Raw genomic sequence first — 11,742 nt, 5'->3', positions numbered from 1 at the left:
TGGATATACCTATCCTACAATCATATTATACTGAGTTAACCATAAAATGTAAATAGATAAAGAAAATTTTACATACTTTTTATGATCTGAAACACATCAAATTTTGTTAACGATACTCATTCATCACCAATGTTTTGATCAAAACAAAGTACGATATTCTTTAATCACTATGAAATACTATGACCATCACCACAAGCCCCCTTTCATTTTTTATGGTAGATATGATAGCACAAAACTTTGCATTTGTATCAATTATTAAAAAAACTTATATTTTTTGGCCAAATTCTTCAAATTTCCTTTCATTTTTGATCCTAATCAAATTATGGGCACTTTAATAAAGTAAATAAAAAAGCTACGAAATTTATCGTAGCAATTCTAAACAATCAACAATGCTGAATACCTGTATATTTAGCTATTTCATCATCTGTAGTACATAAATCAGCTTTGCTTAGCTCATGGATATCCTCATAGCCACATACTCTAGCAAAGGATGCTAATTCCTCTAACAATACATGTAAATAATTTCCTAAGCGAGCAGCACCTTTTTCTATATCAAATCGCTTTCTCAATTCTTCATCTTGAGTTGCAATCCCCATAGGACATTTTCCATTTTGACAAATGCGGTATTGTTGACAGCCAATGGCCATCATAGCTGCACTTGCAATAGCTATCGCATCTGCTCCCATTGCAATGGCTTTTATCATATCACCGCTTGTTCGAAAACCACCGGTCATTACCAATTGTTGTGTCATATGATGAGCATCCATATAAGCTCTTGCACGAGCAAGTGCATACATCGTAGGAACAGTCGTATTATCTTTTAAATATTTTGGAGATGCTCCGGTAGCACCGCCTCTACCATCAATGGTTATAAAATCAGGATTCGCATAGGCGATCCAATCCAAATCTTCTTCTATTCTTCCGGCTGCAATCTTAATTCCAATTGGTCTTCCCTGTGATCGTTCTCTTAGCATATCCACCATTGCCTTAAGATCATCCTTCTGTTTCAATTCTTCAAAGCGACTTGGTGAAATTACATCTTGTCCTAATGGTTTATTTCTAATAGCCGCAATTTCCTTAGTTACCTTTTCTTTTGGTAGATGTCCTCCCATACCGGGCTTACTGCCTTGTCCTATCTTTATTTCAATTGCATCCGCATTTCTTAAATTTTCATCGGTAACACTATATTGATTCGGTACATATTCAAATATATATCGATATGCTTGTTCTTGTTCCTCAGGTAAAATACCTCCCTCGCCACTACATTGTGCTGTTTGAACCATTGCAGAGCCCTTTGCTAAGGCGATCTTTGCTTCTTTGGACAAGGCTCCAAAGGACATATGAGAAACATAAACAGGATGTTGTAGCACCATCGGTTTCTTTGCATGTGTTCCAATGATGGTCTGCGTCGTTACCTTTGCTTTATCTGGCAAAGGTGGATGAGCCAGTTGTCCTCCCAATAACAAAATATGTTTCCAATCCGGTACTGGTAATTGTGTACACATAGCTTCAATACGACTATGACCCTCGATAGCCATTTCATGAATGAGTTGCATTTGTTGCTCTTTTGTATCCTCATGTTTTGCAAAACCATTCTGAATTTTAAGAGAAGAAGTTTCTTCCTTTTCAGGTTGCTTTGTTACTGCTACCTCTTCTTGTTTTTTAAAACAATCCTTAGGTGCTGTACATAATGGACATTTCCAATCGCTTGATAATTGACTCCAATGGACAGCTTCCTTTTCTTCATCATATACATAACCACATATCTCACAAATATAGATTGCCATCATCATACCTCCTCGCTATCTTTGATAGCGCTATCATTTATTTTATTGTAACATAAAATAGAGGAAAGAAAAAGATAAAAGAAAAAAGCCGATAGCTTATCCAACTCTATTGAAACACTACCGACTTCGAATTTATGATCAATAACCTGCTTCTTCTTCCATCAAGATCACACGTAAACGATCATACATATCATATTCTATTTTTACATAAAAGTTACAGATTCGATCCTTGCTATGACAATCTTGACAGCTTCCTAATTTCACACATGGAGTAGCTCGTTTTAATCTTACACAATTTGCCGGTGCTGCCATACTTTGTATCCGTTTTTTGGCCTCTTCTTCGTTTTTTACCAATTTATTGCTACCGATAATGACGATGACTTGATTTGGTCCATAGATCATTGCCGCTACCCGATTTCCATGACCATCTACATTGATCAATGCTCCATCCATGGTTACAGCATTGCTACTACAAATAAAAGTATCTGCGAAAAACGCATCATGTGCCTCTTGTTCACTTTCTTCTTTACTCAAAGGTTCATTATGTGAAATATAAGTGATGTCTCTTTTCTTTAACATATCAGATAATCCGATTTCAGATAAGGTCATACTACCACCATCACTTACCTTTTCCTTATCCTTAATCAAAGAATTCGCCAAACTACATGCCTCTTTTTGATCCTTTACAATAAAAGTTTTGATATGATGCTCTTCTAATGCCTTTTTTGCTTGTTCCATATGCAAACGAAGGATCGTCTTTTTATGTTCGTCCATTTCTTTACCTCATTTCCTTATATTCTTTTGCCAATTCCTCATAGTGCGTTGCATTATCCAAGATATCTTGTATCTGCGATTCGCTTACTTCTCGTATCACTTTTGCGGGACAACCGATTGCCAAGGAACGTTCTGGGATGATTTGGTTCTCCTTTACCAAAGCTCCGGCAGCTATCACGCTATGTTTTCCGATTCTTGCTCCATTCAAAATGATTGCCCCCATGCCGATCAATACTTCATCATCAATGATTGCTCCATGTATCACTGCATTATGTCCTACAGTTACCTTTTTTCCGATGACCAATTGATGTTTCGGATCCGTATGAAGGGTACAATTATCTTGTATATTGGTTCCCTCTTTGATATGAATATGATCCTTATCTCCACGAATTACAGTTTGAAACCATACCGATGCATTTTTTTCTATGGTCACATCTCCAATGATGACACAATCCGTTGAAAGATAAACGGAAGTATCGATATTTGGTGTATGGTTACGATAGGTTTTGATCATGTAATCACCTCCAGCTTCTTCTAGCTCATTATATCACGAAATGATTCATTTTCATTCATTTCTTTGAAACACACCAAGAAATAAAAAAGAAATAAAAAAGAAGAAATCCGAAGACTCCTTCTAGCTATTCCTTCTTTTCGTTTTCGTTATCCTTTTTATATTCTTCATATAAATGAGAAAAACTGTTACAGCTATGACAATCACTGCTACAACCTACACACCCGCCATGTTTGTTTTTTTTCGGTCTTGTGACATAAAAGATAAGCACAAGCAATAGGAAAATCACAAGTATGACGATCATATCGATCAGATTCATAATCACACCTCACTAACAGGATATGAACTAGTACTTATTATGTTCAGAAAATCATACTTCCAATCTGATAAACGATCAATGCAACGATATATGCCACTCCGGTTTGATAAGCAACGGTTGCAAGTGCTTGTTTCATAGAACCCAGTTCACGTTTGGTTGCGGCAAACGCTGCCACACATGGCATATACAGTACCGTAAAACAAAGATAAGCAAAGGCTGATACCGGAGTAAAAATGGTTTGTAATGCACTGCTTAAGCCTGCATCACTTGTTGCATTGGTCAATACGGATAACGTAGACACTACACTTTCTTTTGCGGTAATACCGGTGACTAGTGCAGTACTAGCACGCCAATCCTCAAAGCCTAGTGGCGCAAAGATATGAGAGATCCATGAACCGACACTAGCTAACATACTGGTACTGGAATCTTCCACAAAATCAAATGCAAAATTAAAGCTTTGTAAAAACCAAATAACGATACTTGCGACAAAGATGATCGTAAATGCTTTACGTAAGAAGTCTTTTGCCTTTTCCCACATATGAAGCATTACACTTTTCGCAGCCGGAATACGATAAGCCGGTAATTCCATCACAAATGGCACCGACTCTCCTTTAAACAACGTGCTTTTCAAAAGCAAGGCCGATAATATTGCGACCACGATACCGATGATATAAACACAAATCAGTATCAAGGCAGTATGTTCAGGGAAAAACGCCGCTGTCATCATTCCATAAATCGGTAGCTTTGCACTACAAGACATGAACGGTGTCACGATGATCGTCATCTTACGATCTCTTTGGGAAGATAACGTTCTTGCGGACATGATTGCAGGTACACTACAGCCAAAGCCAATGAGCATAGGCACAAAGCTTTTCCCACTTAAACCGATCTTACGAAGGAGCTTATCCATGACAAATGCAACACGTGCCATATACCCACTATCTTCCAACAAAGATAAAAAGAAAAACAAAGTGACGATGACCGGTAGAAAAGATAGTACACTACCTACACCATTACAAATACCATCAATGATCAACGCATGTAGCCATTCACTGACACCAAGCGATAACAAACCTTGGCTTAATCCATCTGTGGCCAACCCAATCAAATCTTCCATCCATGCTTGTAGGGTACCACCTATTGGTCCAAAGGTCAAATAGAAAATACATAACATGATGCCGATAAAAATAGGAATACCAAGATATTTATGCGTTAAAAAACGATCGATTTTTTCACTTCTCATCTGAGCCATAGAATTATGATGCTTGATGACACAATCTTTGACCAGCTCTTCAATATACGTATAACGCATATCCGCAAGCGCTGCTTCTCGATCTGTACCTAATGCATCCTCCATGCTCTTGACGATTTTTTCAATGATATCCAAATCATCCTGATGAAGCACAAGTGCCTTTTGCATCGGTTCATCACCTTCGACGAGCTTTGTTGCCGCAAAACGAGTTGGATATCCGGCTGCTTTCGCATGATCTTCTATGATATGCGCAATGGAATGTATGGCTCGATGTACTTCTCCTTGACAAAAATCTAAATGTACTGCCTGTTCCTTTTCCTTGATTTCTTTTTTCATCACACGAATCAGTTCATCTATACCTTCATTTTTGCTGGCACTGATCGGCACAATTGGTATTTGCAGATGTTTGCTTAACTTTTCTACATCAATACTATTGCCACTCTCTATCACTTCATCCATCATATTTAACGCTATCACCATCGGCGTGTTTAATTCCATTAATTGAAGCGATAAATATAAGTTACGTTCAATATTGGTTGCATCCACGATATTGACGATAAGATTTGGTTGATCTTTTAATATAAAGTCACGAGTAACTACTTCCTCACTTGTATAAGGTGATAAAGAATAAATTCCGGGAAGATCGACCAAGCTTGCTTCCTTGAATTTCTTGATGGTTCCCATCTTTTTTTCTACGGTAACGCCTGGGAAGTTTCCTACATGCTGATTACTACCTGTCAATGCATTGAATAGCGTGGTCTTTCCACAGTTTTGATTACCTGCTAGCGCAATCAATACCTCACTCATGCAACTTCCTCTCTTTCTACTTCGATCTTATTTGCATCCTGTAATCGTAATGTTAATACATAGCCTCTTAAATTTAACTCCATTGGATCTCCCATTGGTGCTACTTTATTCACAAAAATCTTTGTTTTCGGAGTCAGTCCCATATCCAAAAGTCTTCTACGTAATGCCCCTTCTCCACCTACGCTGATAATGGTTCCCCCTTGTCCCGGCTTAATTTTATCTAATGTTGTCATGCAATACCAACCTTTCGAAAATGTTATCTTAAACTAATTTTCACATATATATCATACTCATATTATCTATAAAGTCAAGAAAGCAACAAGAAAAAACTCTTTATCTGACTAGACAAAGAGCATCTTTTATCATAAACAGCAACAAAGTGGTGCACATCCCCCACCCATACACATATTACAAAGAATAAGCTGACAACAAAGATTGCTACCGGATGCACCAAAAGGAGATTGCATATTACGATATTGTGAACGTGAACTAGATAACTGTGCATATAGTTGACGATATTGTTGATTTTGCGGATCCATTTCACATGCCTTTTGAGCATTTTCTAAAGCAGCGATTTGATTTCCCATTCCATAATTGGCAATGGCGTTAAAGTAATACCATGCAGCATCTCGATTGCTCATTCCTTGAAGGATTTGATAGGCTTGTGCATAAGCGCCCATATTCAGATAAGAGATGATGGTCTGATATTGCTGAGAGGCAGAGCCACCATAAGATCCATAGCCTCCACCATAGCTATTGCTATTTTCCCAGAAGTTGCCGGTATCTCCACGTTTTCTAGCCTCCATGATTTGATCATATGCATTTTGTATTTGTTTGAATTTTTCTTCCACTCCCGCTTCCTTATTGACATCGGGATGGTATTTTTTTGCCAAGGAACGATATGCTTTTTTTATTTCATCATCACTTGCATCTCTTGATACACCTAATATCTTATATGGATCCATCATCATCACCTAATCTTTTCTTTCTAATCATTTCATATTTTGTCCAGATTCCTGAATATAGAATATTGCGAAGAATATCAGCATATTTCAAAATCGGTAGTTTTTCGAATTCGATGGAAGCTTCTGCTACCATTGTTTCCAAAATCATTTTAGAGCGTTCTTCAAAATAAGATTCACCAAAATCATCTTTGAATGGATTATATTGATCATGTTGGATATCATCTTCCACATCATCATAAGCATCTAACAGATAAATAAATCTTCCTAGATAATCTCCAAGACGATAAAGTGCATCTTTCCATTCATCCTCACGATAACTTAATATCTCACCCATGACCTTGCCAAATAAAGAAGACATTTGATCGATATCCTTTAGATTTTCTTTCTCATGACGACTTAGCTCACTCATTGCTTTATTGATACGTGTGAGCTTTTTTGGATACGTTGTTTTTAATCGATGATATCCTTTGGATAGAAGCTTTTCATAAGCAAGCCTACTCACTTTCTTATCATCGTTCCAATCATCTTCACATTTCATATAAGTTAATAAAATGGTCATATCTGCGGCATAACTAATACAATCATTTGAACGTATCAAGCGTTTTTTTGTAGGATGTAACCCACAGCGAAAATCCTTAGTTTCCTCATCAGGCTCATATAGACCACTCAATAAGATCGCAAGAAATGTCATATCAAAATTTAAGGTTGTCTGTCCGATTCTTCCATAATGCTGATGTAAGCTTTGACATAGACCACAATAAAAGGATTGGTAGACATCTAAGTCTTTTACCTTTAACTCTGAGCGATTGACCACAACATAACCAAACATTATGAAAAACTCCCTTCAGATACACCTGACATATAGTTTATACTTATCAAGGAAAAAATTCAAGTTTTGTGAAATAAATAACACAAAACCACATAATTATACATTTCCTTCCTATCACTGGGAAATCAGCTACATCTCTTCTAAAACAAAACTATGCTATGATGATGCATATAAAATATAGGAAAAAGGAAGGTGTTTATGAAACGATTATTAAGCTGCCAGCCAAGTGAAGTGCTGGCAATGAATGGACAAGAGTTAAAGGCGGCTATTGCGGCAAGTGAAGGTAGAGTGATCCTTACTGAAACGGTTAGTACCGTACAGCCAATGTTAGGTTCTGTTTCTAATGCAGAACTAGCGGCATCCTTTGGTTCCGATATGGTTTTATTGAATGGATTTGATGTATTTCATCCGATGATTTATGGTATACCAGAAAGTGATGATCCGATCATGACATTAAGGGAGCTATCAGGTAGACCCATTGGTGTCAATCTGGAGCCTGTAGATCTGCAAGCCAATATGATGGAACGTCGAATCGATATATGTAAAGGAAGAACCGCATGTAAAGAAACATATGAAGCTGCGGAAAAACTGGGCTTTGGGTTCCTTTGTTTAACCGGAAATCCTGGTACCGGTGTGACAAATGCAAAGATTGCTGAAGCGATCAAAGAAGCCAAACAATCTTTTTCCGGCTTGATCATAGCTGGCAAAATGCATGCTGCAGGAGTAGATGAGCCAGTCATTGATCTGGAAAGCATTGATGACTTTGTGAAAGCCGGTGCTGACGTTATTTTAATGCCTGCATGTGGCACGGTACCTGGTTTACAAGAAGCTATGATTCATGAAGCTTGTAATCGCATTCATGCCCATGATGCATTGGCTATGACCGCAATCGGCACTTCTCAGGAAACAAGTGATGCAGCGACCATTCGTGAATTTGCATTATCTTCTAAACGTGCTGGAGTAGACATTCAACACATTGGTGATGCAGGCTGGGGTGGTATCGCATTACCGGAAAACATCATGGAAATGTCTATTGTATTACGTGGGAAACGCCATACCTATTTCAAAATGGCACAATCTGCGAAACGTTGATCATCTTAATACACAAAGCACCTCATTCCTTATCTAAGGTTTGAGGTGCTTTTTCTTTATGCACAAGATTCAATATGAGCTACATATTCACCATCTTCTACATCTAAAGTAATGACATCATCTTTACCGGCATTTCCCTCGATCATCTTACGTGCAATCAAGGTTTCGATATTACGCTGAATATATCGTTTCATTGGTCGTGCACCATAAACGGCATCCACTCCTAACGTTGCGATATTTCGATAAACAGCATCACTGACGTTCAAAGTGATATCCTTTTTCTGTAACCTTTCTGTCAATTCATTCATAAACTTATGAGCAATCTGATCCAGCATTTCGCTATCCAATGCATTGAACACGATGATTTCATCGATACGGTTTACGAATTCCGGTTTGAAGTATTGCTTAACTTCATTCATATATTTTTCATCACGTTGTGCTCCATCAAATGCATATTGACTACCTAAATTACTTGTCATGATCAACAATGTGTTTTTGAAATCAACGGTTACACCTTTGCTGTCTGTGATACGACCATCGTCCAGTATCTGTAACAATACATTAAATACATCCGGATGAGCTTTCTCAACTTCATCGAATAATACGATAGAATAAGGGTTTCTACGTACCGCTTCGCTCAATTGTCCACCTTCATCATAACCAACATATCCTGGAGGAGCTCCGATCAATCTTGACACACTATGTTTTTCCATATATTCACTCATATCAATACGAACGATATGACTTTCACTATCGAACAACTGTTGTGCAAGTGCTTTTGCGACCTCAGTTTTACCGACACCGGTAGGTCCTAAAAACAAGAAACTTCCGATTGGTCTATGTTCATCTTGTATTTGTGCCTTGCTTCTAAGGATGGCATCACAAACAAGTTCTAATGCATTATCTTGTCCGATGACACGTTTTTGTAAAGCTTCTTTTAAATGCAATAATTTCTTACGTTCGCTTTCTACCAGACGACTTACCTCAACACCGGTCCATTTACTAACGATCTGCGCAATCAATTCTTCGTTTACAATTTCTTGAATTAAGGTATCTTCACCTTTTTCCTTATCTGCTTGTTGTGCAATCAGTTTTTCTAAATGTGGAATGGTATCATATTGTAATCTTGCCGCATCTTCATAACGAGCTTCATTTTGAGCTTGTTCCAAATCTAATTTTGCTTTTTCCAATTGTACTTTGGCTTCTTTGCTTTCTTCTAATTCGGCTTTTTCATCTTCCCATTTGGTATAAAGAACATCTTTTTTCGCTTGAAGCTCTTCTAATTCCTTTTTGATATCATTTCTACGTTCAACTGCTTTTTTATCATCTTCTTGTTTCAGTGCTGTTTCCTCAATCTGAAGTTGCATGATCTTACGTTGTAATTCATCTAGCTCTTGTGGCATAGATTCCATTTCCACACGCAGTGTTGCACATGCTTCATCTATCAAATCAATTGCCTTGTCAGGTAAGAAACGATCAGTGATATAACGATTAGACAGAGTAGCAGCCGCAAGAATCGCTTCATCTAAGATTTTAACTCCATGGTAAGATTCAAAACGATCTTTTAATCCACGTAATATACTAATGGTATCCTCAACACTAGGTTCTGCGACCATAACTCTTTGAAATCTTCGCTCCAATGCTGCATCCTTTTCAATATATTGACGATATTCTTGGAATGTGGTTGCACCGATACAACGAAGTTCACCACGAGCAAGCATAGGTTTTAATAGATTTGCGGCATCCATACTACCTTCCGTTTTACCTGCACCTACTAAATTATGCAATTCATCGATAAACAGAATGATACCACCATCTGCTTGCTTGACTTCCTCTAAAATGGCTTTTAATCGCTCTTCAAATTCTCCACGATATTTCGCACCGGCAATCAATGCTCCCATATCCAGTTCGATCAATCTTTTTTCTTTTAATGAACCCGGTACATCACCTTTCATGATACGCCAAGCGATACCTTCTACAACAGCGGTCTTTCCAACTCCCGGTTCACCGATCAACACCGGATTATTCTTTGTTTTACGTGAAAGGATCTGAATCACACGACGAATTTCATCATCTCGTCCGATGATAGGATCTATTTTCCCGTTTTTTACATCTTCTACCAAATCTCTACCATATTTTGTCAATGCTTCAACATTGCTCTCTGCATTCGGTGTATCCATTTTCTTCCCCCCTCTACGTTTTAATTCTTCATCCTTACAAACATCTTCTTTCAATGAAAATGTCTTGACCAATCGTTTGGAAATATAGGATTTATTGAACATCAACGCAATCCAAACACTTGCGACACTCAAATAGCTTTCTTGTACTAAATCGCTCCATTGTTGTGCCTTATTAAATGCATTTGCGACTTCATTGGAAAATTGTGGATTGACATTGCTTGATTTCGCAACTCTACCCATTTCTTCATCAATGATCGTAAGAGCTTTTGTTTTATCTATATTCAGTCGTTTGAAAAGTCCATCCAATACTTCATTTTCAAAGATTGCCTTCAGCATCTGAATCGTATCGATGGTGGTATGCTGGTAGTTCTTGCAGATTTCCACTGCCTGCATAATGACTTCCTGCAGCTTTTCACTCATTTTTTCAAAGTTCATAGTATCAACTCCTTTTAGCACTCTAACACTTTGATTGCTAATTGTATTATACCACACATTTTAGCACTGTCAACACTTGAGTGCTAAAATATAGAAAAAGATGATTTCCAATATTTGAAAACCACCTAAACGTTGCTACTTCCTATTGAAGTTTATCGCAAATATCTTGTATGCATTCGATATGATCATCCGCTTTAGATTGATCGATGCCAAAGCGATGATCTGTCAATGCAATCGTCATCATACCTGCTTTCTTCCCTGCTTCTATACCAAAACTGCTATCTTCAATGACCATACATTGACAAGGTGCTAATTTAAGATGTTGGGCAATGCTCAGATATATTTCAGGATTTGGTTTGCTCTTTGCAAACATCTCTCCACTAAACACGATATCAAATACATCCTGCAATTCACATTCTTCTAACATTCTTTGAATGTTGCTTAACGTAGAACTACTGCCGATCGCAATTCGATATCCATGTTGTTTCAACCACAGCAATGTTTCTTTTACACCTGGATTTAATATGTCACGATAACTTACCGGATGTTGGTTTGCATATCCATCGAAGCGCTCATAAAATTCTTCAATGCTCCAATCCTTTTGTAATAAATGAATACTTTCAACTCCGGTATATTCTATGCTACTACCTACCAACGATATCAAAAACGAAGGCTCGGCTATCACACCATGCAGCTCATAAAAATCACTTAATTGTTTTAAATTAGATGGCTCACTATCGATCAATACACCATCCATATCAAAAATAACCGCTTTTATTTCCATTCTTTCA

Annotated in this window: 11 protein-coding genes; 1 reads left to right on the top strand and 10 read right to left on the bottom strand. The window is 37.6% G+C overall.

All coding sequences use genetic code 11. The features are described 5' to 3' along the window. Window positions 1-383 precede the first annotated feature (383 nt). The 8 genes from UGRO018_RS14915 to UGRO018_RS14880 all read right to left on the bottom strand — a co-directional run bounded on the left by UGRO018_RS14915 (window position 384) and on the right by UGRO018_RS14880 (window position 7,244). Complete coding sequence (locus tag UGRO018_RS14915) at window positions 384-1,787, bottom strand: glutamate synthase-related protein (RefSeq protein ID WP_416327295.1); 1,404 nt, start codon at window positions 1,785-1,787, stop codon at window positions 384-386. Window positions 1,788-1,925: 138 nt separating this feature from the next. Further along, complete coding sequence (locus UGRO018_RS14910; RefSeq protein WP_416327294.1) at window positions 1,926-2,561, bottom strand: lactate utilization protein; 636 nt, start codon at window positions 2,559-2,561, stop codon at window positions 1,926-1,928. A gap of 4 nt (window positions 2,562-2,565) precedes the next feature. Beyond that, window positions 2,566-3,075, bottom strand: a complete 510-nt coding sequence (locus tag UGRO018_RS14905) for a gamma carbonic anhydrase family protein (protein WP_416327293.1) — start codon at window positions 3,073-3,075, stop codon at window positions 2,566-2,568. Window positions 3,076-3,199: 124 nt separating this feature from the next. Next, on the bottom strand, window positions 3,200-3,391 hold the full coding sequence (locus UGRO018_RS14900) for a FeoB-associated Cys-rich membrane protein (protein ID WP_416327292.1): 192 nt from the start codon (window positions 3,389-3,391) through the stop codon (window positions 3,200-3,202). A gap of 43 nt (window positions 3,392-3,434) precedes the next feature. Further along, entirely contained in the window at window positions 3,435-5,450 is a 2,016-nt protein-coding gene (gene feoB, locus UGRO018_RS14895) for a ferrous iron transport protein B (protein WP_416327291.1), read from the bottom strand. After that, window positions 5,447-5,683, bottom strand: a complete 237-nt coding sequence (locus tag UGRO018_RS14890; RefSeq protein ID WP_416327290.1) for a FeoA family protein — start codon at window positions 5,681-5,683, stop codon at window positions 5,447-5,449. The genes feoB and UGRO018_RS14890 overlap by 4 nt, the downstream gene beginning before the upstream one ends. A 129-nt stretch (window positions 5,684-5,812) precedes the next feature. Further along, window positions 5,813-6,415: a DnaJ domain-containing protein gene (locus UGRO018_RS14885; RefSeq protein WP_416327289.1), complete on the bottom strand. Its 603-nt coding sequence runs from the start codon at window positions 6,413-6,415 to the stop codon at window positions 5,813-5,815. Beyond that, window positions 6,402-7,244, bottom strand: a complete 843-nt coding sequence (locus tag UGRO018_RS14880; RefSeq protein WP_416327288.1) for a DUF5685 family protein — start codon at window positions 7,242-7,244, stop codon at window positions 6,402-6,404. The genes UGRO018_RS14885 and UGRO018_RS14880 overlap by 14 nt, the downstream gene beginning before the upstream one ends. Before the next feature lie 198 nt (window positions 7,245-7,442). Between UGRO018_RS14880 and UGRO018_RS14875 the strand changes: the two genes are divergently transcribed. After that, entirely contained in the window at window positions 7,443-8,336 is an 894-nt protein-coding gene (locus tag UGRO018_RS14875; protein ID WP_416327287.1) for a DUF7916 family protein, read from the top strand. A gap of 56 nt (window positions 8,337-8,392) precedes the next feature. Here the strand turns inward: UGRO018_RS14875 and UGRO018_RS14870 are convergent, their stop codons facing one another. Both UGRO018_RS14870 and UGRO018_RS14865 read right to left on the bottom strand, forming a co-directional pair. After that, window positions 8,393-10,951: an ATP-dependent Clp protease ATP-binding subunit gene (locus tag UGRO018_RS14870; protein WP_416327286.1), complete on the bottom strand. Its 2,559-nt coding sequence runs from the start codon at window positions 10,949-10,951 to the stop codon at window positions 8,393-8,395. A gap of 142 nt (window positions 10,952-11,093) precedes the next feature. Beyond that, on the bottom strand, window positions 11,094-11,735 hold the full coding sequence (locus UGRO018_RS14865; protein ID WP_416327285.1) for an HAD family hydrolase: 642 nt from the start codon (window positions 11,733-11,735) through the stop codon (window positions 11,094-11,096). Window positions 11,736-11,742: the final 7 nt, after the last annotated feature.

It is taken from the genome of Hoskinsella mucinilytica (genome assembly GCF_045223415.1).
Lineage (GTDB): Bacteria > Bacillota_I > Bacilli_A > Erysipelotrichales > Erysipelotrichaceae > Hoskinsella > Hoskinsella mucinilytica.
This window is presented reverse-complemented; position numbering and strand designations above follow the sequence as displayed.